At 43.3% G+C, this 24,232-nt stretch carries 17 protein-coding genes and 1 riboswitch; of the genes, 8 read left to right on the top strand and 9 right to left on the bottom strand.

All coding sequences use genetic code 11. The annotated features are described in order from the left end of the window. Positions 1-78 precede the first annotated feature (78 nt). The 6 genes from AB5I83_RS05780 to AB5I83_RS05755 form a co-directional block, all read right to left on the bottom strand. Positions 79-297 carry a hypothetical protein gene (locus tag AB5I83_RS05780; RefSeq protein WP_448973543.1) on the bottom strand — a complete coding sequence of 73 codons (219 nt, stop codon included), beginning with the start codon at positions 295-297 and terminating at the stop codon, positions 79-81. Positions 298-415: 118 nt separating this feature from the next. After that, entirely contained in the window at positions 416-3,868 is a 3,453-nt protein-coding gene (gene metH / locus AB5I83_RS05775; RefSeq protein ID WP_448973541.1) for a methionine synthase, read from the bottom strand. Beyond that, the gene (locus AB5I83_RS05770; protein WP_448973539.1) at positions 3,849-5,711 is read right to left on the bottom strand and encodes a bifunctional homocysteine S-methyltransferase/methylenetetrahydrofolate reductase; all 1,863 of its coding nucleotides are present in this window, start codon (positions 5,709-5,711) and stop codon (positions 3,849-3,851) included. Before AB5I83_RS05770 ends, metH begins: the two co-directional genes overlap by 20 nt. Beyond that, positions 5,708-6,892, bottom strand: a complete 1,185-nt coding sequence (metC, locus tag AB5I83_RS05765) for a cystathionine beta-lyase (protein WP_448973537.1) — start codon at positions 6,890-6,892, stop codon at positions 5,708-5,710. Before metC ends, AB5I83_RS05770 begins: the two co-directional genes overlap by 4 nt. Continuing rightward, positions 6,889-8,004, bottom strand: a complete 1,116-nt coding sequence (locus AB5I83_RS05760; RefSeq protein ID WP_448973536.1) for a methionine biosynthesis PLP-dependent protein — start codon at positions 8,002-8,004, stop codon at positions 6,889-6,891. Before AB5I83_RS05760 ends, metC begins: the two co-directional genes overlap by 4 nt. Positions 8,005-8,163: 159 nt before the next feature. Then, a riboswitch (SAM riboswitch) is annotated at positions 8,164-8,276 on the bottom strand. 844 nt (positions 8,277-9,120) lie between these two features. Beyond that, positions 9,121-10,749 carry a M4 family metallopeptidase gene (locus tag AB5I83_RS05755; protein WP_448973534.1) on the bottom strand — a complete coding sequence of 543 codons (1,629 nt, stop codon included), beginning with the start codon at positions 10,747-10,749 and terminating at the stop codon, positions 9,121-9,123. Positions 10,750-11,002: 253 nt separating this feature from the next. Between AB5I83_RS05755 and AB5I83_RS05750 the strand changes: the two genes are divergently transcribed. The 4 genes from AB5I83_RS05750 (at position 11,003) to AB5I83_RS05735 (ending at position 14,836) form a co-directional block, all read left to right on the top strand. Then, positions 11,003-12,745, top strand: coding sequence for a carbon starvation CstA family protein (locus tag AB5I83_RS05750; protein ID WP_448973532.1), 1,743 nt, complete (start codon positions 11,003-11,005; stop codon positions 12,743-12,745). Positions 12,746-12,803: 58 nt separating this feature from the next. Continuing rightward, a complete protein-coding gene (locus tag AB5I83_RS05745; RefSeq protein ID WP_167830760.1) occupies positions 12,804-13,067 on the top strand; it encodes a cory-CC-star protein in 264 nt (87 codons plus the stop codon). Between the two features lie 11 nt (positions 13,068-13,078). Further along, complete coding sequence (locus tag AB5I83_RS05740) at positions 13,079-14,041, top strand: ArsA family ATPase (protein WP_448973530.1); 963 nt, start codon at positions 13,079-13,081, stop codon at positions 14,039-14,041. A gap of 117 nt (positions 14,042-14,158) precedes the next feature. Next, complete coding sequence (locus AB5I83_RS05735) at positions 14,159-14,836, top strand: hypothetical protein (RefSeq protein WP_448973528.1); 678 nt, start codon at positions 14,159-14,161, stop codon at positions 14,834-14,836. A gap of 415 nt (positions 14,837-15,251) precedes the next feature. On the opposite strand, the gene AB5I83_RS05730 is transcribed toward AB5I83_RS05735, so the two are convergent. Together AB5I83_RS05730 and AB5I83_RS05725 are read right to left on the bottom strand one after the other, a co-directional pair. Then, positions 15,252-16,025 carry a hypothetical protein gene (locus AB5I83_RS05730; RefSeq protein WP_448973526.1) on the bottom strand — a complete coding sequence of 258 codons (774 nt, stop codon included), beginning with the start codon at positions 16,023-16,025 and terminating at the stop codon, positions 15,252-15,254. Then, the gene (locus AB5I83_RS05725; protein ID WP_448973524.1) at positions 16,018-16,182 is read right to left on the bottom strand and encodes a hypothetical protein; all 165 of its coding nucleotides are present in this window, start codon (positions 16,180-16,182) and stop codon (positions 16,018-16,020) included. The genes AB5I83_RS05730 and AB5I83_RS05725 overlap by 8 nt, the downstream gene beginning before the upstream one ends. 124 nt (positions 16,183-16,306) lie before the next feature. On the opposite strand from AB5I83_RS05725, the gene AB5I83_RS05720 reads away from it, so the two are divergent. Both AB5I83_RS05720 and AB5I83_RS05715 read left to right on the top strand, forming a co-directional pair. Beyond that, the gene (locus AB5I83_RS05720) at positions 16,307-17,548 is read left to right on the top strand and encodes an ATP-binding protein (protein WP_448973523.1); all 1,242 of its coding nucleotides are present in this window, start codon (positions 16,307-16,309) and stop codon (positions 17,546-17,548) included. Positions 17,549-17,718: 170 nt separating this feature from the next. Then, complete coding sequence (locus tag AB5I83_RS05715) at positions 17,719-18,672, top strand: hypothetical protein (RefSeq protein ID WP_448973521.1); 954 nt, start codon at positions 17,719-17,721, stop codon at positions 18,670-18,672. A gap of 33 nt (positions 18,673-18,705) precedes the next feature. On the opposite strand, the gene AB5I83_RS05710 is transcribed toward AB5I83_RS05715, so the two are convergent. Continuing rightward, complete coding sequence (locus AB5I83_RS05710; RefSeq protein WP_448973519.1) at positions 18,706-19,548, bottom strand: STAS domain-containing protein; 843 nt, start codon at positions 19,546-19,548, stop codon at positions 18,706-18,708. Positions 19,549-19,833: 285 nt separating this feature from the next. Between AB5I83_RS05710 and AB5I83_RS05705 the strand changes: the two genes are divergently transcribed. Both AB5I83_RS05705 and AB5I83_RS05700 read left to right on the top strand, forming a co-directional pair. Beyond that, positions 19,834-20,979 (top strand): exonuclease SbcCD subunit D, encoded by a 1,146-nt coding sequence (locus AB5I83_RS05705; RefSeq protein WP_448973517.1) that lies wholly within the window; start codon positions 19,834-19,836, stop codon positions 20,977-20,979. Next, positions 20,976-24,113 (top strand): AAA family ATPase, encoded by a 3,138-nt coding sequence (locus AB5I83_RS05700; RefSeq protein WP_448973515.1) that lies wholly within the window; start codon positions 20,976-20,978, stop codon positions 24,111-24,113. Before AB5I83_RS05705 ends, AB5I83_RS05700 begins: the two co-directional genes overlap by 4 nt. Positions 24,114-24,232 lie beyond the last annotated feature (119 nt).

The following is a 24,232-nucleotide window of genomic DNA, read 5'->3' as shown; positions in this document are numbered from 1 at the left end:
AGCAAAAAAACAGCGGCTAAAATCAAGCCGCTGTCTTCTTCATTTAGATCAAGCCAGGACTCCATGCATCCTATTCTGTCAAGAAGTCCTCTTTTTTTCATTTACATTCACCAAAAGGCCTCGTTTGATCCAATAATCAAAATTATCCACCGGAAAAACACTTCGATTTTCCGCGTTATTCATCTTGATGATCACACTGCTGTTAGAAACCTCCAAAACCCTCAACCTGTCTGAATTGTACATATTCGGCATAAAGCCATGTTGGATTTCAAACTCCATATTGTTTTGATATTCCATAAAAAAACCTCCAGCATTTCTTCATGGACATAATATTTACCAATTCGTGATTATTTATCCATTAATTAAACCCAGAAAAAGCAAGAGGGCGAGGAACCTCTTGCTTCATTTTTCTTCACTAGTTCTTCAACACATTGAAATATCTTGCCTCTGGATGGGAAAATACGATTGCTGTAACAGATGCTTCAGGTTCCATCATGAACCCCTCGGTCAAGTGGATACCGATATCTTCTGGTTTAATCAAGTTAAAAAGCTTCCGTTGATCTTCTAGATCAGGACAGGCAGGATAGCCGAATGAGAAGCGCTGACCTTGATACTTAGCGGCAAATCGGTCCTTCATTGTCATATCAGGTGTGTCTGGGAAACTCCATCGATCCCGGATTTGGCGGTGGATCAATTCGGCAAACCCTTCTGCCGTCTCGAGTGCAAGTGCCTGAAGAGCATGGCTTTCCAGGAATCTGCCTTCGTCTTTCAATTGTTCTGCCGCCTGGCGTATCCCTGCTCCTGCGGTGACAGCGAACATTCCGACATAGTCCTTTTCCAAATCACTGACAGGGCGGACGTAATCTGACAAACATAAACCCGGAGAAACCTCTTGTCTCGGGAATTCAAAAGTCTCGATCATTTGATCCGGCTGTTCTGGATTAAATATATATAGACTATTTCCATCTGCTTGGGCAGGGAAGAACTGATAGACAGCAGCTGGTTTAATCCATCCATTTGCTTTTGCTTCTTTTAGCAAAGATTCAACGATTTCATTAAGCTTGATTGCCTTTTCATTTCCTTCAGCAAGCAATTTATCTACCTTTCCCTTTAATCCGAGATGGTGCCCTATCAGCATTTGCTGGTTGATATAAGGCTCAATATGGGAGAGGGAGTATGATTTAACCAAGTGCCTTTTTGTATCTTGTGGAATAAATACCGGTGCCTTTGCGATTCCCTTTGGACGTTCCAAAACGGTTATAGCAGAAGTGCGGCCAGCTGCTGAAAATTCTTGCTTATTCATTGCAGCTTCTTGTTTCGCTTTTTGTTCTGTTAAAAATTGTTCGTACCCGCCCGGCTCCCTGAGTTGATTCGCGATTGACAGCCCGTTCATCGCATCTTTTGCATATATCACAAGTCCGTCATACTCTTTGGCGATTTTTGCATCTGTGAATTTCCGGGATAAAGCAGCACCACCCACCAGGATGGGTGTATCGATTCCAGCTTGCTTCATATCATGGGCAGTCAGCACCATTTGCTGAGCGGATTTCACTAGCAACCCTGAGAGACCAATGATATCAGGCTTTTCCTTTTTAATCTTCTCAATAAGGGCAGTAGGGGTAACCTTGATCCCAAGGTCGACAACATCATAACCGTTGTTGCTGAGGATGATATCCACCAGGTTTTTTCCGATATCATGGACATCACCTTTTACTGTGGCGAGAAGCACCTTTCCCTTTGCAGCAGTTGAATCATTTTTCTCCATGTGAGGCTCCAAATGAGATACGGCAGCTTTCATCACTTCTGCACTCTGAAGGACCTCAGCCACAATTAACTGGTTATCATTGAACAGTCTGCCAACTTCCTTCATCCCATCCATCAATGGACCGTTGATGATATCAAGCGGGGCAGGGTAGCTTCCAAGTGCTGCTTCAAGATCTGGATGGAGGCCTTCTTTCGTGCCTTCAACTACATAATAGGCCAGCCTTTCTTCAAGCGTCATATCCGGAAGGGTGCTTTTTGTTTCCTTCTTTTTATCACGGTAAAAATCAGTGAAATCTGCAAGTGTCTTATCTGTTGTATTGAATAATAAATCCTCGGCCATTTTTATTTCAAGTGGACTTATTGAAGCAAAGCGTTCAAGTTTTTCCGTGTTCACAATGGCGTAATCCAGTCCAGCCTGGGTGCAGTGATAAAGAAATACAGAATTTAATACTTCACGGCCAACAGGAGGGAGGCCAAAAGAAACATTGCTGATTCCAAGGATCGATTGTGTTTCCGGGAGAGCTTCCTTGATCCTCCTGATTCCATCCACGGTTGCTTTCGCTGAGCCAATATACTGTTCATCACCGGTGCCGACAGGGAAGACGAGGGGATCAAAAATCAAATCCTGTGCCGGAACTTTGTATTTATTGACTAACAGATCATAGGATCGTTTGGCAATCTCCAATTTTCTTTCAGCTGTAACACCCATGCCCTCTTCATCAATCGTTCCGACCACCACAGCAGCTCCAAATTTGTGAATAAGGCGTGCAACGGACTCAAATCGTTCTTCGCCATCCTCCAGATTGATTGAATTAATGATCGCCTTACCCTGAGAATAACTGAGCGCTTTTTCGATGACCTCATCATCAGTAGAATCAATCACGAGCGGCGCCTTCACTTTTTTAACAACTTCCTTAATGAATCCTTCCATATCCTGAAGCTCATCTCTGTCTGGATCCGCCAGACAGATGTCGATGACATGTGCTCCGTTTTTAACCTGAGCCCTTGCAATCTCAGCTGCTTCTTCCAATTTCCCTTCTGAAATCAGGCGTTTGAATTTTCTTGAACCGATGACATTCGTCCGTTCACCGACCATGATTGGCCTTAGTGTCGGATCATCATAGATGAAAGGCTCAATCCCTGAAACCATATGAAGCTTATTTTCTTCTCTCTGCCTTGGAGCGCGCTGCTGCATTTTTTCAGCAATCGCCTTTATATGTGCTGGAGTAGTGCCACAACAACCGCCAACAATATTCAGCCAGCCTTCACGGGCGAAGTCGGACAGCTTCTGGGCAAGCGTGTCAGGTGTTTCATGATATTGACCTTCCTCATCTGGCAGGCCTGCGTTCGGATAACAGCTGACAGCAGAAGTCGAAAGGGAGGATAGTGAACGCAGATGTTCCTGCATGAATTCCGGTCCGGTTGCGCAATTCAGTCCGATGGCAATCGGATTCATATGCTGGACTGAAATATAGAAAGCTTCGATCGATTGGCCAGCAAGTGTCGTCCCCATTGGTTCGATAGTGGCAGAAATCATAAGCGGGAGTTCTTTGCCACTTTTCTGGAATGCGCGCTGGATTCCTGTATAAGCCGCTTTAACATTCAGTAAGTCCTGGCTCGTTTCAAGCAAAAGCAAATCAACATGGCCATCGATCAACCCAAGAGCCTGTTCCTCGTATGAAACAGACATCTCTTCGAAGGTTGCTCCGCCAGTCACGCTAAGTGTTTTGGTTGTCGGACCCATTGAACCCGCCACAAACCGGGGCTGAGAGGGAGTGGAGACTTTATCGGCTGCTTTCCTGGCGATCAAGGCTGCTTCCTTGTTGATTTCGTAAGCCCTATGGCCCAGGTCGTATTCGTCAAGGACCAAACTCGTGGCTCCGAAAGTATTCGTCTCCACGATATCCGCACCGGCTTCAAAGTATTCCAAATGTATTTTTTCAATCACTTCCGGTACCGTTATATTCAGAATTTCATTGCACCCATCATATTCTTCGCCGCCAAAATCTTCTGGAGTCAAATCTGCCTGCTGGAGCATTGTTCCCATCGCGCCATCCATGATCAGGATTTTCTTCTTCATCTGTTCAGTTAACAACGTTGACATTTTGTTTCCTCCTCTTTAGAAGGCTGCTGTATTCATTAGCGTAGCTGGACAATTCGACGCTCATTTCATAATTCATAAAAGGGGTGATGATATAGATTCCGTTAAACAGTTCAGCTGCAGCCTCAATCAAACCCTTTGTAATCGCTATGCCTTCCTTTTTCGATTGAAGCGGTTCATTATTAAATTTCGCCATAATATCACGGACTTCCTGAGAAATCTTGATGCCAGGAACCTCATTATGAAGGAATTCCGCGTTTCGGCTGCTCGTAAGCGGCATCAGTCCGATGAAAATCGGAGCATCGATGTGCTTCGTCGCTTCGTGAACATCCAGAAGCATTTTTTCAGAATAAACTGGCTGGCTAATGAAATAATGTGCACCAGCCCGGATTTTCTTTTCCATCCTCAAGACAGCCTTATCGATGGAACGGACATTCGGATTGAAAGCTGCACCTATTGAAAAAACTCCTTTTTGTCCTAGATCTTTTCCAGAGTAGGAAAGACCATCGTTAAACTGTGTGATCATTTCAATTAATTCAAAGGAAGAGACATCAAATACAGAAGATGCTCCCGGAAAATCACCTACTCGGGCAGGGTCGCCGGTAACGGCTAACACATCATGCAGGCCAAGTGTATGCAAACCCATTAAATGAGATTGAAGCCCTATGATATTGCGGTCACGGCATGTTAGATGCACTAGCGGGCGCAAGCCGACTTTTTCCTTCACAAGCTGCCCGATTGCCGCATTCGAAATCCTTGGAGAAGCAAGTGAATTGTCAGCCAGGGTAAGGGCATCAATCCCTGTATCCTTTAGTGCTCTTGCTCCTTCAAAAAATCGAGTAGTATCCAGTTTCCGCGGTGAATCAAGCTCCACGATTACAGAAGGCCGCTCTTGTACTACCTGATGAAGTGGAGCCACCGGCCTTTTTACATCAGCGGGAGTGACAAAAATTTTCGATTTCTTCGCTGGGATTTTCTTATTTAAAACCGGGGCTAAACCCATTAGCTCATCAGCAAATGCCCTAATATGTTCAGGCGTCGTTCCGCAGCAGCCGCCAAGCAGCCTTACTCCCTGATTCCGGAAACTTTGGGCCGAATTGCCAAAATATTCAGGATCGCCTTCGTAGTGGAATTTACCATCCGTATAAGCAGGCAAACCGGCATTTGGATAGGCTGAAAGAAATGCCTTTGAAGGCAGCTCGATCTGCTCCAGGCTTGAAATCATATGATGGGGCCCAAGTCTGCAGTTTAGGCCAACTAAATCTGCGCCAAGATCTTCGAGTCGATGGAATGCCTCCTGAAGGGGCGTTTGATCCTGCATGATCCCAATTTCCTGAAGGGATACCTGGGCGATGATCGGCAAATTGGTTTCCTTTCTGGCAATTTCGAGCACAGTCTCGATTTCTTCCATATCATAAAAGGTTTCCAGCAGCAGCCCATCTACACCCTCCAGAAGAAGGCAGTATAGCTGCTCCCTGAAACTTCTCTTGATTTCCTCAATGGGGATGGCAGATGGTCTTATACCACGGTTCCCGCCAATTGTTCCAAGTACATATGCATCAGTGCCTGCTGCCTGGCGGGCGAGCTTAACTGCCGCACTATTAATCTCTTTTACCTGGTCCTCGAGTCCATATCTTTCAAGTTTTATATAATTCGCTGCGTAGGTGTTCGTCTGGATCAAATCGGCACCTGCATTGATATAAGCTTTATGGATCTGGATGATGTCATCAGGATGCGAAACATTCAACTCCTCATAACAAGTACCGGCTCCATAAGCGTGGAGGAGAGTCCCAATCGCTCCGTCGGCAATTAATATTTCATTTTCCAGGCGTTTCAGAAAACTCATTTGACTTCCTCCTTTTTCACTGCAAAAATCCCTGCACTATTCAAAGCTTGGTCAATGTCCGCAATCAAGTCCTCTGCGCTCTCTAGCCCGACTGAGAGCCGGAGGAGGCCATCACTGATTCCGCGTCTTTCACGTTCATGCTGCGGCATGGCTGCATGGGACATTTTTGCGGGGTAGGAGAGGATGGACTCAACCGCTCCAAGACTTACTGCAAAAACAGGCAGTTTCAATTGTTCTATAAATCTAGATAAAAGCTTTGCATTCTCAAGTTCAAAAGATAATACAGCTCCGGGTCCAGAAGCCTGCTGCTTTTGAATGCCTGACTTAGGGTGGTTCAGAAGACCAGGGTAAAAGACATTCTTGATGAAAGGCTGTTTATGTAAAAATTCAGCGATTTTCTTGGCGCTTTCCTGAGACTGATTCATTCTGACCGACAGAGTCTTCATGCCTCGCATCACAAGCCATGCATCCTGTACCCCCAAGACTGCACCAAATGAGTTCTGAAGGGAATACAGCCTTTTTGCCAGTTCTTCATCCTTGACTACCGCTAGACCCGCGACCGTATCACTGTGGCCGGATAAAAACTTTGTAGCGCTGTGAAGGACAATATCAGCTCCGAATTCAAGAGGTCGCTGCAAGTAGGGTGTCATGAAAGTGTTATCAACAAAGGTTAGGGCACCGTGACTCTTCGCTATTTCGCTGATCGCGGCAATATCCGTTACTTTTAACAGGGGGTTGGAAGGCGTTTCTGCATATAGCAGGGCTGTGTTTGGCCTGATCGCTTGTTCCACTGCCTCAAGATCGGTCATATCGACAAAAGTGTGCTCAATACCAAAACGGTTCAACACCAGTGTCACCATCCGGTATGTCCCGCCATAAACATCCTCGGTGACGACCACATGATCACCCTGCGAGAGAAGCAAAAATGCCGTTGAAATTGCTGCCATTCCAGAAGAAAAAGCAAAACCCCGGATACCCCCTTCAAGCTCGGCGATAATGTCCTCAAGCGCCTCTCTGGTGGGATTAAGGCTGCGGCTATAATCATATTTCCCGAACTTGTCTGCCGAGAGCTGATGGAAGGTAGAGGCATGCTGGATGGGCACACTCACTCCACCGGTTGCAGGGTCAAATTTATGCTTGTTATGCAGAAGCTGGGTTTCGAAAGTATATGGATGGCTCATAAAACTTCAACCTCCTGGCGTGCTTTATTGAATGAATGATCCAAGTCAGATTTCAAATCCTCCACATTTTCGATTCCCACCGAGAACCGCAGCAGCCTTTCACAAACACCCGTTTTTTCTCGTATTTCTGCCGGGATGTCAGCATGTGTCTGTGTTGCAGGATAGGTAATAAAGCTTTCAACTCCGCCAAGACTTTCAGCAAACGTGATGACTGATAGACTTTGTAAAAATGGATTGACCATGGCAGGTGAATGTACCCTGAAAGAAATCATTCCGCCTCTTCCGGGATAAAGGACATCCTTCACTGCAGGATGATGCTGTAAATAACCGACCAATTCACTGGCATTTTTCTCATGGCGTTCCATTCTTAATGACAATGTCTTCATACCACGGATCAGCAGCCAGGAGTCGAATGGACTTAAGACCGCTCCACCGCCATTATGATGGAGGAAGAGGGATTCACATAGATGCTCACCCTTTGCCACGATCAGGCCTGCAAGCACGTCATTATGCCCTCCAAGATATTTAGTTGCACTGTGAATGACGATATCGGCACCTAAAGTCAATGGTTTTTGCAGCAGGGGAGTGTAGAAGGTATTATCAACAATCAGAAGAATACCGTTCTCTTTAGCAATCTTGGCAATTGCTTCAATATCTGCTTGTTCCATCAGCGGATTCGTCGGCGTCTCTACAAAAAGAGCCTTCGTCTTTTGGGTTATGGCCGTTTTGATTTCGCTTAGATCAGACATGTCAGAATAAGTACTGTGTAATCCCCATTTTTTGAAACCTTGTTCGAGAAGACGATAAGTGCCTCCATATAAATCCTTAGAGACAATCCATTCATCTCCGTGCTCGAATAGTGAAAGAACGGTCCAGATTGCTGCCATTCCGGAGCTGCAGGCAAAGCCGCGATCACCCTCCTCCAGGTCTGCGATCGCCTTCTCAAGAATTTCACGAGTAGGATTGCCGGTGCGGACATAATCATAGCCGCTGGACTGGCCAATCCCTTCGTGCCGATAGGCTGTCGTCAAATAGATTGGTGGATTGACGGCTCCTGTTATTGTTTCACTCCTGTTTCCAAGCTGTGCAAGCTTTGTATCGATTTCTGCCAATAGACTCACTCCTAAAGATGTAGTGGAGGGCAATTTTTGTTTTACCTTCGGTTTAAAACAGACAGGTTCCACATAAGCTCCAGAAAACAATGCGGGAAGTCCTTAATAAAACAAAAAAAGCCTTCTTAAGAAGAAGACTTTTACAGATGATAGCCATTCTTCTTATCTGCCAAGTTAAAAAAACTTGCTGGAATTAGCACCTTTTCAACAAACAAGGTTGAAGGTTGCTGAAGCTTCATTGGGCCAGGACCCTCAGCTTCTCTGGATAAGATTTCATATTATTGAATTATTAAATTTCTCTAAATATTACAGCTGTTAAGGATGAATGTCAATCATTAAATTAAAGCGGTGAAGTAAATAGGTAAAAAATCATGGTGGGTGTGCGAATTAATTTGTTTTTGATAGATTCTGGGGGATAAGGGGGCTACTGCTGTCATGAATCTGATGTTATTATGATAGGTTTTCAGATTAAAGGCATAACCCTGTCAAGAATACGTTGTTTTTTTGACAACTTTTCAGCTTATGGAGGCGAACCTGTCAAGAATAGGATGTTTTTTTGACAGCTTTTCAGCTTATGGAGGCGAACCTGTCAAGAATAGGATGTTTTTTTGACAGCTTTTCAGTTTATGGACGCAAACCTGTCAAGAATCTGCTGTTTTTTTGACAGCTTTTAAGTTGATCGGGGCAAACCTGTCAAGAATACGTTGTTTTTTTGACAGCTTTTCAGCTTATCGGGGCAAACCTGTCAAGAATCTGCTGTTTTTTTGACAGCTTTTCGGCTTATAGAGGCAAACCTGTCAAGAATCTGCTGTTTTTTTGACAGCTTTTAAGTTGATTGGGGCAAACCTGTCAAGAATACGTTGTTTTTTTGACAGCTTTTCAGCTTATCGGGGCAAACCTGTCAAGAATACGTTGTTTTTATGACAGCTTTTCAGCTTATCGGGGCAAACCTGTCAAGAATACTTTGTTTTTTTGACAGCTTCTCAGTTAAAGGAGGCGAACCTGTCAAGAACAGCCCAGCACTTATTCCAGCAGAAAGCCAATTAACAAAAGAACAGAATGAAAAAACTAGCTCATCTCTAAAAGATGAGCCAGTCTGCCTTAAATATTTACCTATTAATATACTCCTACAGCATCAAAAGCTTTATTGACAGCATTTACTTCTGCGGAAGTGGATCCGTAAAGATCTTTTGCTGCTTGTACAGCTCCGGCTCGTGCCTGGCTGAAGTTAGTGGAAGATGTGAAATAGACTGTGTTTGCTCTATAGAAGATCGCACCCAATTTTTCTGTACCGATTCCTGGTACGGATACTCCATAATGTGAACCGCCTTCGCTCAGCAGGTAGGCAGCTTTATTGATGATTCCGCTGTTGATATGGACTCCACCATTATCGGACGTGCCAGTGTAACGAACAGAATAGTGATCTGGATCGCCGTATTTAGCAGGGTCACTCATGGAACGAAGGGCATCGCCGGCTTTATTTGGTGTGTAGATATCTTCACCGATTTCAAAATCAGGATTATTGTTGTCATGGAATTCAGCAAGCGTACCGAAGATATCAGAAATCGCCTCGTTCAAAGCACCTGATTCATACTGGTAAACAAGGTCTGAACTAAAATCAGTTACAGCGTGGGTCAGCTCATGCGCCACAACATCAAGACCGCCGGAAAGCGGGATGAATGTAGTTCCATCTCCGTCACCATAAACCATCTGCTGGCCATTCCAGAAAGCATTGTTATAACTTCTGCCATAATGGACAGTAGATTTCAATGCTGCGCCTTTATTGTCATATGAATTGCGACCATAAGTGTCTTTATAGTAATCATAAGTCAGTCCTGCATAGTAGTGAGCATCTACAGCTGCACCGTCATAAGAAGCGTTCAAATTATTATCAGCATCCACCCAGAGGGAACCTGGCGTTCTCTGGCGATTCTTTGCATCGTATGTGAATACTCCATTCCCTCTTGTATTATCCTGCAAATAATAAGAGCCGCTTGAAAGAAGAGTATTCAATGATTTCGTGTCTCCAAGAACTCCTACACCAGATCCAACAGTGTTTGTTCCACTTAAAGAAGGATTGGTTTTCCCTGCAGTGTGTAGGGCATTGTATTTATTGATGATCTCCCCAGTTGTTGCGTTGACAAAATACTGGTAATTACCCGGTTCAGGACTTAGGAAGTTCAACGTGACATGGTAAGCGTATACTGCTTGCTCCTCACCAGGATAAACAACCAGTTCAGCGGATGGAGCTACTTCATAATCAGGCTTAAAGCCTAAGTCGCCTTCAGCAACAGAGATGGCGTCTCTTTGGGATTTTTTATTGGATGCCTTCACAAGTTTGTTATCAAGCCCTTTGCTGACCGTCCCGCTGAAGACTTTAAGAACTCCTGTTTCATCCACTCTTGCAGACTGTGTTGCTCCCCAGACAGGGACACCATTATACACCTGTTGCAGGCGGACTACATCTCCACCTAGTTTATCTGCTTCCTGCGATTTAACGACGAAACTATCATTTGTGCCCAGGCTGTATTTTCCTTTTGAAGTTTTCAAGTAGCCAAGAACAACGTCCTTTGCTGCTTTTTGGGATGGGTTTGTCAGCTTACCGGCAACAAATTCAGGAGCGCCATGGCTTTTTGTGAACTTTTTTGAAGCTGAATCCGTCGGGGCCGCAAAGCCTGTCGCCGCAACCAATCCGCTTAATGCCAAACTTGCCGTTAAACTTAAGGAAACTACTTTCTTTTTCAAATAAACTCCTCCTAAAATCAAATTCTAGCTAATAAAAATTAGTAGATTATCATATTTATACTTCAATAGTCTGAACATTTCAATAACTAAGTCGCAAAATGTCGAATGAGCATGTTGGGAAAATTTTTTCGATTAGAGAAAAGGGGATATAACAAAATTTCCACAAAAGTAGTCAGAATTTATTGACTAATTTAGCAATATATTTTTATTATTAAGTTGTAGTACCAACTCATAAAAAAGGAGGTTTCAATCAATGAACTCTATATGGTTAGCCGTGATCGGGATGATTGTCTTTGCGATTGGCTATCGATTCTATTCCAAGTGGGTAGCAGAAAAGATTTACCGTCTCGATCCGAATTATGTGACACCGGCACATCAATATTCTGACGGGGTTGATTTTGTCCCAACAAAGAAAATGATCCTTTGGGGACATCATTTTACGTCTGTAGCCGGTGCGGCACCAATTGTAGGGCCAGCAATCGCCGTCTATTGGGGTTGGCTGCCTGCATTCCTGTGGGTTACTTTGGGCACGGTCTTTGCTGCAGGTGTCCATGATTTCGGAACTCTTGTCCTCTCAGTCAGGAATAAGGGGCAGTCAGTAGGGACCATAACCAATAAACTGATTGGCAAACGTGCGAAAATCATGTTCTTATTCATTATTTTAATACTTGTTTTGATGGTCAATGCTGTTTTTGCATGGGTCATTGCCAACCTATTTGTAAAATTCCCTGCGAGTGTTCTATCTGTCTTCCTACAGATCCCGCTCGCGATTTGGATTGGTTATGCCGTTTATAAAAAGAAAAAGGGAATGCTTGTCCCTTCATTGATTGCTTTGGGAGTTATGTATGGGGCTGCAATCCTTGCAAGCCGTGTGCCTGCACTCCAAATTGATCTTGTGAAGTATTTTGGCGGAGCGGATAATACAGTTATGTTCGGTCTTAGTGGTGTGTCAATGGCATTCCTGGTCTGGATTGTCGTGTTGATGGTGTATGTTTACATCGCCTCGACTCTGCCTGTCTGGAAGCTGCTTCAGCCTCGCGATTATATTAATTCACACCAGTTGGTTGTAGGATTATTCATTTTATATGCCGGGCTGGTTTTCCTTCAGCCTGAGGTTACAGCTCCGGCTATGAATGCTGCGGCTACCGATGTTTCCTGGTTCCCGCTTTTATTCATCACCATTGCATGCGGGGCAATTTCAGGTTTCCATGGACTTGTTTCTTCAGGAACATCCTCCAAGCAGCTTGAAAAAGAAACCGATGCGCGGTTTGTTGGTTATCTCGGAGCAGTCGGCGAAGGGGTACTTGCCCTGATCGCTATCATTGCGGTAGTCACCGTATTTGCAACAAAAGCAGATTTTACTGCTGCTTATTCTAGTTTTGCTGCTGCAAGTGCAGGGGGCCTTGGCAACTTCATCAATGGTGCTGCACAGCTTGCAACTGGAATCTGGATTCCTGCAGATATTGCAAGGACGATTGTTTCCATCATCGTTGTCAGCTTCGCTGCTACAACATTGGACACATCCGTAAGATTGATGCGTTATATCATCGCTGAGATTGGAAGCGAGTACAATGTTCAGGCTTTGACAAAAACTCATGTAGCCACGACTGTAGCAGTTGTTTCAAGTGCTGCACTTGTACTATTGCCAAAGGGACCAAACGGATTCGGTTCTGGTGGATACCTGTTGTGGCCATTGTTTGGAACGAGCAACCAGCTTTTGGCAGGTGTAAGTCTTCTGCTCGTTTCCATCTGGCTGAAACGTCAGGGAAGGAACTATCTTGTCACCTTCATTCCAATGGTTTTCGTATTCTTCATGACACTCTGGGCCATGATTCAGCAGGTTGTCTTCCAGTGGTCTGGATATGGAGGCGGGGAGTTGAATATGCTGCTCTTTGGCATCGGCGGACTGATCCTGATTTTTGTATTCTGGATCATCCTCGAGGCAATCACTGCTTTCAGCAAGAATAATCCTCCGCCTATAGGCAAGGAAATGTAAGGTAGTGGAGGCCGGGTGACCGGTCTCTATTGTCATTTTGGAAAGGAGGTAAAGCATAATGGGTTTCTACGACCAATTCAAGCGTGCCATCGCTGTATACGATGAAATCCTCAGGCAGCCGCACAGAACGGAAATTGCCCGTGAGTTAAGAGACGAAGAAGACCTTTTTATGCTCCTTTGTTTTTCGGAAATGCTCGGCCTGCCTAACCCGGCATTTTACTATACCTTGGAACTCTACCCTGTCATTATCGAACGTTTCCATGATTGGCATCTGAGGGCAGGTATGGAGAAATCCCCGCTTGAAGGAATACGCTGCTGTTAGGAGGAAGTGTTATGACTATACTGGATAAAAAGATTTATTTTATTGGCGGAAAAGGCGGTGTTGGCAAAAGTACAACATCAGCAGCCATGGCACTCTTGCTTGCGCAAAAAGGGAAAAAGATTCTGCTGGTTTCAACAGATCCCGCCCATAATACTGGTGATTTATTTCATAGGAACTTCACTGGTGGGAAAATTGAAAGAGCAACCCGAAATCTTGATGTTTTGGAGATTGACTCGGAGCAGGAGTCCAGGAACTACATCAATGGTGTAAAGGGGAATTTGAAAGGACTGGTGAAAGCGACCATGCTGGAGGAGGTCAACAGACAGATTGATATGGCCGCATCCTCCCCTGGGGCAGAAGAAGCAGCGCTGTTTGACAAAATCACCTCATTGGTTTTGGAGGAAATAACAAATTATGATGCCATTGTTTTTGATACAGCACCGACAGGTCATACAATCCGGTTGCTGACTTTGCCGGAGTTGATGGGTGTCTGGATGGACGGGCTGTTGGAACGGCGGAAAAAGGTGAACGAAAATTACGCGCAGTGGATGAACGATGGTGAAATCGTAGACGACCCTTTATATGACAAGCTGAATGAACGAAAAAATCGCTTCAAACGCGTTAGGGAAATCCTGCTTGACGGTAGACAAACAGAGTATGTGTTTGTACTAAACGCCGAACGTCTGCCAATACTTGAAACAGCCAAGGCAATTGAAACACTGCATCAGCATGGGATTCATGTGGACTCCATCGTTGTTAACAAGGTTATCCCTGAGGAGGCAGATGGAAGGTTCATGGCACAAAGGAGATCGAACGAAAGATTATATCTAGAAGAAATCAAAGAACAATTCAAGAATCAGAGACAAGTTTTCCTGCCTCTCCTTGAGCAGGATATTTCCTCACTTAGCACCCTGGAATTTATTTCAAGACTTTTGGGAAAACAAATTGATATGAACTTAGAGCATAGTCAATAGTAAAGTTTTTATTGCATTAATTTGGGATATATAAAAGCATGGTTAATTTTTAGGGAAGTATGGAAAAGTATACTATTGAAAGCGAATGGAAACTGTGGCACAGAAAGGGGCATGAAAATGAGGCGAATCTTTGCCGGCTCGATTACATCTTATAGTCAGTTCGGACATTTGAAGGTCCCTAAGGGTATCAGAAATATCTGTCCTGTTTGCAAGGAGAAGGTGGAGTTTGTACTTAAGTCGACGTATCAGAGCAGCAAACATGGACTGATGACTGAAAGTGTTTGCCCCTCATGTAAAAATAGTGTTCCATTTGTGATCATTACGAGGGAAAACATGACACAACCTGATGTATACATATATGATCCACAAAGCTCAACTGATCCAACAAACCAGATCGAGCACATTCCTAAAATACCAGAAGAATTGGTCAGGGCTTATAAATCAGCAGTCAGCGTCTATCTTTCAAAAGAAAATACAGCAACTGCTGTACTGGCCAAGCGGGTTCTTGAGAATGTGCTGAAAAACTTCCTGGGGGATAAGGCAAAGGGCTTGACTCTTGACGAGCAATTCGAAATGCTGCCGGACCATATTCATTTGGATAAAGCAGTCACTTCATTAAGCCCTTTGATGAAACCTGAAGGGGCGCTCCATAAGATGCTTGAGTTGGAATACGAGATGGATGATGAAATGACTGAACTAATCATGGATTTACTGGAAGATTTAATTCAATATCTATTCGTATTGCCCGGAAAAATCGAAATGACCCGAGAACAAATTGAAAAAAAGCTAAATTGACTTTCGCAGCCTCCTCAGGAGGCTGCTTTTCTATTCATGATGATGAATTCCCGCCAGGCAGATCATGATGGACATAATCATGGCTATATCGATAGAAAATGTCCATCATCAAGGGTATGACGGACAAAAATCATGGCTCCATTCAAAAAAGTGTCCGTCATCTAGACTATGACGGACAAAAATCATGACTTCCATTCAAAAAAGTGTCCATCATCCAGGATATGACGGACAAAAATCATGGCTCATTCAAAAAAATGACCGTCATCTAGGCTATGACGGACAAAAATCTCGGCGTTATCAGGAAAAATGTCCGTCATCGAGGTTGTAACGGACATAAATCAAAGCTATCCAAAGAAAAATGTCCATCATAGAGGTTTCAACGGCCATAGATTGAGAAAATAAAATATCAGTTTCCTTAAGGTGCCGCTACTTTCAGCAGTTTGAAGAAATCTTCCCGGTTATTTGCCTCATAGAGCAGTCTTTCATGATTGAAGATGGCATAATACGGCAGTGCTTCGATTGTTAAATCGGGGAATTGCTGGCGTGCTTCTTCAACATTATTCACCTGCATGGAATGAGCTTTGTGAAAATACTTGTTGTTTACCTCTTCAAGAGCCCAATTTTGCTGCTGTGCGTCTGGTAGATATAGCTCCAATACAGCCAAATAGCCTTTTTCTTCGGCGAGCTGGGATTGATAAGAAATCAATTTTTCTATGATGATTGGAAAAGTATAATGATAGACTTTATCTTGCCTGCCGGCTTCTATGATTACCGTACTTAGCCCAGCCACATTGTTAAAAGTGTAGGTATCATCAAAAATCGTTTCTAAAGGCAGTGGGCCCATTTCCAAATCTCCTCGTGAGCGATAAACGGAAACAGTTTCAATCCCGGCTTTTTCAGGTAAAGTGATCTTCAACTTGCTGAATGGTTTTACGCTTACAGGAAGCAAATCATGAAACAGGATTGGTGGCTCATCCTGGTCGACGACAGGTCCGATTCCTTTTTCTACCCAGGAAAACGTACCTGATTTATACAATACTTCCTGACCGTCAATCGTGATGACAGCTTTCGGAATACTAGTAGATGCTTCTTTTTCCTGCTCTGGCACTCGTGAATTATAGGTATCCAATATATAAATTAATAAGACTGAAATAAGGACGAGTGCGTAAGGAAGCCATTTTTTATTCAAGGCTATCATTCTTCGATGTTAGCATGTTTTCGATTTCTTCAACTGTTGGTGGAATCTTTGGATTTAAGAACTCATACAATCGGTCGACCTTTCTATGTAGTCTTACAACATCAATAAGTACAAGCACAAGCAAAACAATGATGATCCATAATAACATATACAACACTCCTTTTTTCCAATATAAAACAAATGATAAGGAATAAAAAGGTGATAATGGGTAAAATTTGCGCTGTTCAATGGATTATAATACTATCTTTATAAGTACTTATGGTGGTGTTACAGTGGAAATTACAAAGCATTTATTAATGAACCTCTCGCTGCTACTTGTCTTGCTGTTTTTTACACAGTTAATCATTGAAAGACAAGTAAATGAAGAGAAGCGTGAAACATATCAATTATTCTATTTTATAATATCGATTTTTACCTGTTATATATTTTCAGTACAAGTTCAGGATGGCATCCGCTTTGACCTTCGACAGGTGCCGATGATTCTCGGAAGCCTCTATACCGGTTATAGTTTTGTTCTTGCAGGCGTTACTCTTCTAATGCGAGGTTTTTTGGGAATAAACGATGGGTTCTGGGTGTCGGTTGGGGTCTTTTCCGGACTTGCCATCCTTTTGAAGTGGATTCACCCCTGGTTTAACAGGTTAAGCTTGAATAGCAGAGTCGGTGTCTCTGTCTTATTGACAGTCATTACTTCCTTTTTATTAATGCAGATGGTCGCCATAGTTAACAAACCCATCAGTCATCCAGAAGCATGGATCAGCTTCATCTTGATTCCTGCCTTAACTTCAGGTCTAGTCAGTTATTCAATTGAGACGATCCGCCAAACCTTCATTATTCGCCAAAGGTTGGCAAAGGCTGATAAAATCGAAGCCGTCAGCCATTTAAGTGCGTCAATTTCTCATGAAATCCGCAATCCGCTAACCACAGTAAAAGGTTTTTTGCAGCTTTTAGGTGAGAAAGACTATCCTGAAGATAAGAAAAAAGAATTCATTGATATTGCTGTCCAGGAATTGAAGAGGGCGGAAGAGGTAATCAATGATTATCTGACTTTTGCTAGGCCAGCGTTTGAAAAAGAAGAGAAAATCGAAGTCGAGAAGGAACTGAATCATGTACTTAATGTACTTAGCCCTTTGGCCAACTTGAATGGTGTTAAAATAACAAAAAAATTCAGTCCAGGTTTATTTATATCAGGAGATCGCTCGAAGTTTAAGCAAGGATTCATCAATCTGATGAAAAACGGTTTGGAGGCCATGCCAAATGGCGGTGAATTGATCATCCAGACGTTCCTCACCGGTTCTGTGGTCCATATTCTTGTCAGGGATACAGGGATCGGGATGAATGAAGAGCAAATTGCCCGGCTTGGTGAACCATACTACACGACAAAAGGAAAGCAAGGAACTGGTCTTGGCATGATGGTAACATTCAGCATCATTCGTGCAATGAGAGGGAAGGTGGAAGTGAAAAGCCAGATTGCAATGGGGACAACCTTCCATATTCGCTTCACCAAAACATTGTAAAGATGATTTCCTGCTAACTTTTTAAAACAATTGCTCCCTTCACTCCAACTTGAAGCTCAGCCAGCTGGCTGGGCTTTTTTAATCATAAAAATTCACCCACTATGAAACTTTTCCATTAAGAAAACCGTATTAACGTTAACAATGATTACATAAGGTGAGGTGCATGATAAATGGGTATTTTCTTAACGATTGCCGCTGGAGCAGGGATCCTTTTTGCGATTTCCTATTTCTCTGGCAATGGAAGCAAGAAGAAAGTTTTATTGAAGGAGAACATCCCGGATCGCCTTGGCTTGCTGGAAAAGGTTCCAGCATCAGCTACCTTCCAAAGACTAGAGAGTGCACTGCCTTATGAATACATCCATCAAGTGAAACAACGTTTTTTAAGTGACCATCCCGAAGTGTCTGATGATGAATTCGAGTGGCGTCTATTTGAACTAAAACGGTATTTCTTCCTTAATTCTTTTTTGAAAAGCACGCCAATGTTCAGCAGCAAGGTGGATGAGGTTTGGCATGAGATGCTCATGTTCACGAAGCAATATGAAGGATTTTCCAATCAATTCCTTGGGAAAATGCTTCACCATACGCCGAACTTGGAACCTGAACCAGCACCCCAGGCAAGGGCATTTTTTGATTGGGTGTTCGCTCAGCTGTTTGAAATAACAGAGTATTCTTGGCAGGCTTGGGGAGATTTCTTCCATTATCCATTGGAAAGGGAAGTGCTCCAAAAAATGAGTTCAATTAGTGATCATGAATTGAAACAGCAGTTATTTAACGTAACTGAAGAAAATCAGGAACTGGTGAATTACTTAATAACCCAGCTAAGAGCGCAATTAAGGGAAGCTCAACAAATCTATCACACAGATAAAAAAGGGTCATTTGAAAGACCAGGGCTATTTGGTGACCTATCTGGATTAAGCTTGGTAATGGTGTTTTATTCTTATTACTACTTTGATGAGTATTGGGATTATGCTCAAGCCTATGCCTATTCAAACCAGGCCCACGGTACCTCCGGGTGCAGTGCCATTTTTTGCGGTTCGGGAGGGTTAAATGATTCTCATAACGATGGTGGAGGCCATAGCTGTTCGAGCAGTTGTTCAAGCTGTGGAGGGGGATGTTCATCTTAAGAAGAAAAACCTGCTAGTGGCTGCTAGCAGGTTTTATTTTCGAATGATTTTTTTTACGACATTCTGCAGGTTACCTTCCGTTGTTATTCCGGAAAAATCAATTCCGAGCTGAACAGCGGTTTGGGCAACTTCAGGCCTGATACCTGTTACGATTGATCGCACGCCAAGGAGATTTAATGCGTCCATCAGTTTGAAGATCTGATGGGCTACCATCGTATCAACCATCACGACCCCTGAAAGATCGACAATCAAGGTATTAATTCGTGCATCAATGCTTTGAATAAGTGTTGATTCCATCAAGCTTTTTGCTCTAGTTGTATCAATTTCACCAATCAATGGAAGGAGGCCGACTTCGTTTGTCAAGCTGATCACTGGAGCGCTCAATTCCTTGATCAAGGTGGCTTGGGAGGCTAATCGGTTCATAAGGATTTCCATAAAAACAACGATAAAGGTTTCAAAGACATAATCCAGTGTGTAATTGATCTTTTTTTCCCAGGTAAATACGTCGTCCAGTGTGATTTCCATTTCCGTCTGTTTAACAAACTTTTGAACATACTCCCAGTAAACTCGGCGAAAAACACCTGAATTCCAAGCAACTTCTGTGAGGTCTGTTTTAGATTGGATTCGGTCAGCTGCAGTCTGACTCGTCCATGCCGAAATCGTTTCCTTCATCTCTTCCTCAGTCTGATAAAGCGATTTGGCAACAAGACGAACATAGTTTGAATTCTGTTCCTTCACTCTGTTCATTACTTCAGAAGGAGCATCAGCAGAGTAATCCGAACCCTTTATTACACGTTGGTGCTTAAGCCAATCCTCTGAAAAATCCGTTGCATGCTCTACCAAAAATTCATATAATGCCTTTGATTTTGTAACCATTCTTATCCCTGCTTTTATTATTTGTCTTTAACTCTATTGTGGAAAACTGCAGAAGAAAAGTCAAATCTGAGAATCAACTACTAACTGTTAAAGAATAGACAAAATAAGAGGAAAATTCAGGTAGATTTAAGATTGGATGTTTGATAGAATCAGAACAAACGTTCCTTTCACTTTCCTTTTTTTGAGTGCACATTAGATTTTTGAGTTTGATATAATAGAAACATTGTCAAAAAAGCATTTATGAATTATTTAAATAGATAATTTAATTAACAGGGGGGATTGGGGATGAAATTTATCCATACAGCTGATTGGCATCTTGGGAAGCTGGTCCATGGGATGTACATGACGGAAGATCAGCGAGAAGTATTGAATCAATTTGTTGAGCTTGTTGCAGAAGAACAACCTGATGCTGTAGTGATTGCAGGTGATTTATATGACAGGTCTGTACCGCCAACAGATGCCGTCGAGCTTCTTGATGAAGTGCTGTTCCGGATTAATGTGGAGCTGAACACTCCTGTTGTTGCAATTGCTGGGAACCACGATAGTGCAGAGCGCCTGTCATTTGGGAGCTCATGGTATCGCCATAATCATTTTTACCTTACAGGAAAATTGACAAACAATTTTAAACCAGTACATATCAATGGTGTGAATTTTCATTTGGTTCCTTATGCGGAACCTGGAGTTGTCCGCCATTTGCTGGACGATTCTTCCATCCATTCCCATCAGGATGCAATGAAAGCAGTGGTAGGAAAAATAGAAGAAAACCTGAAGCCAAACGAGCCAAACGTTTTTGTAGGACATGCCTTCGTTCTTGGCGGAGACTCATGTGATTCGGAGAGGACATTGTCAGTTGGCGGTTCTGGCTGTGTTACGCAGGATCTATTTGACCCATTCTCCTTCACAGCACTCGGACACCTTCACAGTCCTGATGCGATCAAACATGACAAGATTAAGTACTCTGGATCGCTTTTAAAATATTCCTTTTCCGAGGCAAAACAGCGGAAGTCCATTTCAATAGTTGAAATGAATGATAACGGCAGTTTCGAGATGCGCTATAAGACTTTAACACCGAAGCAGGATATGCGGGAGTTGGAAGGCCACTTAGAACAGCTACTTGATCCATCCTTTTATGAAAAAGAGAATACGAATGACTATTTAAAAGTAACTTTGCTTGATGATGGGGCGATGATTGACCCAATGGGCAAGCTGCGTCAGGTTTTCCCAAATGTTCTCCACCTTGAGAGAAAAATAGAATCCATCGACCAAAAACATAAGCAAAGCTTCACATCCATAAAGGAAGAAAAAAAATCTGAACTAGAGCTATTCCAACAGTTTTACCAGGAAATGACGACAAGTGAATTCACAGACGAAAAACGAGGCGTCATGACAGATGTGATTGGCAATGTGCTGAAAGAGGAGGGGCAAAAATGAAACCTCTAAAATTGACCATGCAGGCGTTCGGTCCTTATGCCGGTACCGAAACTATCGACTTCAAACAGTTGGAGAACAGGACGATGTTTGTCATTTCCGGGAAAACAGGTTCTGGTAAAACAACGATTTTTGATGGAATCAGTTATGCGATTTACGGCAAGGCAAGCGGGGAGGATCGGAACGGGCCTGACTTGCGGAGCCAGTTCGCAGAAGATGATGTTTTGACAGAGGTTTCCTTGGAGTTTTCTCTTCGCCGAAAGACTTATCGAATCACAAGATCTCCACAACAGGAGAGGAAAAAGAAGTCAGGTGAAGGAACAACCAATGTAGGAGCAAAAGCCGAACTCTATTTGATTGATGAAAATGGTGAATTGCAGCTGCTAGCATCGAATGTTCGCGAAGTTGATGAAAAAGTCAAGGAAATCATGATCATCGACAGCAATCAATTTCGGCAGATCCTGATGATTCCTCAGGGGGAATTCCGCAAGCTGCTAACATCTGACAGCAAGGAAAAAGAAGTCATCCTGCAGAGATTATTCCATACTGAGATTTATAAAAGGGTAGAAGAGAAACTTAAAGAAGAAGCAACTCTTTTGAAAAAATCGGTTGAGGGCCAGGTTGAAAAGAGGGACACCCAGCTGCGAAGCATTAAAGCTGTCGAGAATGATGAACTCAAGGAGCTGGTAGCAGCGGGCAGTGTGAATGATGCCTTGATCCTCCCGTTTCTGAAAAAGGAAATAAACGCAATGGAGGAAAAGCTTCAGCATCTGGCAAAAGACCGTGAAAAGCTTCAGCTTGAACGCGACCAGATGCAGCAGCGCCTATTCGAAGCAGAAGCTACATTGAAACAAATTCAATCTCTTGAGACCTTGAAGACAGTGAAGGAAAAACTGGAAGCACAGGAGTCATTATTTGTTGAAAAAGAGAAGCAGTCTATGCTGGCGAAAAAAGCAGCACTGCTTGACGCCCAGGAACAGCTCTGCCACAGATTGAAGGCTGATTTTGATACCATTTCGAACCAGGCTGCACAAATAACGAAACGAATCGAATACTTAACAGAGAAACTGAAGGCTGCTGAACAGGAACAACAGAAGCAAATCGACCGTGAACCAGAACGGAAGGCGGCGGCTGACCAACTAAGTAAGCTGGTGAATATGAAAGAAGAGGTCCTGGCCTTTTCCCGCATTGATTCCGAGGTAAAGAAAATTAAAGCAACCTTCGATGCAAAAAAACAAGAACGGGAAAAGGCTGAAAATACCCTTAAGACGGCTGAAGACCGTCTAAAGGTTTTACAGGCTGGCAAGGAAGAGGCAGAAACAGCTCAGATTACTTATTTCGAGAATGACAGGCAGCTGGAAAAACTGATCCGTGAACTGGACAAGCTGAAAAAACTTTCCATTCATAACCAAAGACGCCATCAGGCCCAAAAAAGCTTTGAGACAAGAAAGGGGCTGTTTAACCAGACTGTTGCCCGTTTAAACGATGGCAAATCCGCAGCAGAAGAGCTGGAGCAAAAGTGGCTTCATTCCCAGGCTGCTGTGCTGGCCGGAAAGCTTAGCGTCGGCAATTCCTGCCCAGTTTGCGGCTCAGACCATCATCCCTCGCCAGCAAAAGCAAGCGAAGGCTTCATACCTACTGAAGAGGATCTAAAAGCTGCACGTGAACAAGTCTCTCTTCTTGAAAAAGAAAAGAGCAGTGCTGAAAAATCTTTTATTGAAACTGAAGCGAACCTAAGGTCTTTGAACGAGGCTGGAGAGGAATTACTTGCTGAAATTACCGGCTTCCTGGCTGGATTTGAAATGGAACAGCTGTCCGATGCTGTGATGTTGACAGAAAGGGATATAGAAAAGCTAAAAAAAGAGCAGCAAAACCTTTCTTTGAAGAAAAACAACCTTGAGAAAATAAAAGCAGAAATCACTAGATTCGAAGAAGGAAAAGAAAAATTGCAGCAGCAATTGAAAGAGTTGGACGAAGGCTATCAAAAACTGATCATCCAGTATACAGAAAAGAAGACGACGCTGGATCGAATGATTGAAAGGATACCAGCTGAGCTTCGATCACTCCATGCCTTCGAGGCAAGCCTCCATTCCGCAGAACTTTTGCAAAAGCAGCTTGATCAGGAACTTGAACAGGCCCGGAAAAACTTCCAGGATGCCAAGGAACTGCTGGGAACCGAAACTGCCCGTCGTGAAGAGGCTGAAAAAAGGATAAAAGAAATTGAAGCAAAATTGACAACCGAACGCGAAACATTCAAAGACAATATGACAGCACAGGGGTTTGAAAACTACCAAGCTTATAGTCAGGCTAAAATTTCTGAGCAAGCCATACAAAAGCTTGAATCAGATGTTAGGAATTATCGTGAAGAGGTCCGGTCTGTAAGGGATCGTTTTTCAGAACTTACAGAGATGTTAAAGGAAGTTAAAAAGCCGGATATGGATACACTCCAAAATCGCTTTGCAGAATTAAACCAGAAGATTAAAGAAGCTGACGAGGCGTATCAGGATTTGAATATGAAAAAACGCGACAATCAATCGATCTTTGAACAGGTTGTTACCTTAAATGAACAAATGAAGGTGCTTGAGGAAAAATATAAACTGGTAGGTCATTTATATGAAATCTCAAAGGGTCAGAACACATATAGGATCACATTCGAGCGCTTTGTACTAGCAGCTTTCCTCGATGATATCCTTCAGGAGGCAAATGTAAGGTTGAACAAAATGACGAGTGGCCGATATCTGCTAATGAGGAAAACGGATCGTTCAAAAGGCAATGTCCAAAGTGGTTTGGAACTTCTCGTGCTAGATGCATACACAGGGCAGGAAAGGCATGTCAAGACCTTATCTGGAGGTGAAAGCTTCAAGGCTGCGCTGTCACTGGCGCTTGGCTTGGCCGATGTGGTCCAAAACTACGCTGGCGGTGTTTCGCTTGAAACCATGTTCATTGATGAAGGGTTTGGAACCCTTGATCCGGAGTCACTCGATCAGGCAATCGAAGCATTGATCGATATTCAAAGCAGCGGCCGTCTTGTCGGGATCATTTCCCACGTTCCTGAATTAAAGGAAAGAATTGATGCAAGACTTGAGGTTATCTCTACACAAACAGGAAGCAAAACAGAATTCGTCTTAATGAATTGACGCTGAAATACAGCATCCATAATCAGATGCTGTATTTTCGCGCTTATCGGATGTCTTTAAAAACCTTATTAATGCTTATCTACAAAGCGTTCATTAAATATAGTCAGCAGGGAGTTTGA

The organism is Mesobacillus sp. LC4 (assembly GCF_053543455.1).
This window is presented reverse-complemented; position numbering and strand designations above follow the sequence as displayed.

Coding starts and splice junctions, on each gene's coding strand:
- AB5I83_RS05725 (WP_448973524.1), bottom strand. CDS start 16,182: ATGTTATTATGGATCATCATTGTTTTGCTTGTGCTTGTACTTATTGAT.
- AB5I83_RS05710 (WP_448973519.1), bottom strand. CDS start 19,548: ATGGTTACAAAATCAAAGGCATTATATGAATTTTTGGTAGAGCATGCA.
- AB5I83_RS05715 (WP_448973521.1), top strand. CDS start 17,719: ATGGGTATTTTCTTAACGATTGCCGCTGGAGCAGGGATCCTTTTTGCG.
- AB5I83_RS05750 (WP_448973532.1), top strand. CDS start 11,003: ATGAACTCTATATGGTTAGCCGTGATCGGGATGATTGTCTTTGCGATT.
- AB5I83_RS05705 (WP_448973517.1), top strand. CDS start 19,834: ATGAAATTTATCCATACAGCTGATTGGCATCTTGGGAAGCTGGTCCAT.
- AB5I83_RS05770 (WP_448973539.1), bottom strand. CDS start 5,711: ATGAGTTTTCTGAAACGCCTGGAAAATGAAATATTAATTGCCGACGGA.
- AB5I83_RS05745 (WP_167830760.1), top strand. CDS start 12,804: ATGGGTTTCTACGACCAATTCAAGCGTGCCATCGCTGTATACGATGAA.
- AB5I83_RS05740 (WP_448973530.1), top strand. CDS start 13,079: ATGACTATACTGGATAAAAAGATTTATTTTATTGGCGGAAAAGGCGGT.
- AB5I83_RS05735 (WP_448973528.1), top strand. CDS start 14,159: ATGAGGCGAATCTTTGCCGGCTCGATTACATCTTATAGTCAGTTCGGA.
- AB5I83_RS05700 (WP_448973515.1), top strand. CDS start 20,976: ATGAAACCTCTAAAATTGACCATGCAGGCGTTCGGTCCTTATGCCGGT.
- metH (WP_448973541.1), bottom strand. CDS start 3,868: ATGTCAACGTTGTTAACTGAACAGATGAAGAAGAAAATCCTGATCATG.
- AB5I83_RS05780 (WP_448973543.1), bottom strand. CDS start 297: ATGGAATATCAAAACAATATGGAGTTTGAAATCCAACATGGCTTTATG.
- metC (WP_448973537.1), bottom strand. CDS start 6,892: ATGAGCCATCCATATACTTTCGAAACCCAGCTTCTGCATAACAAGCAT.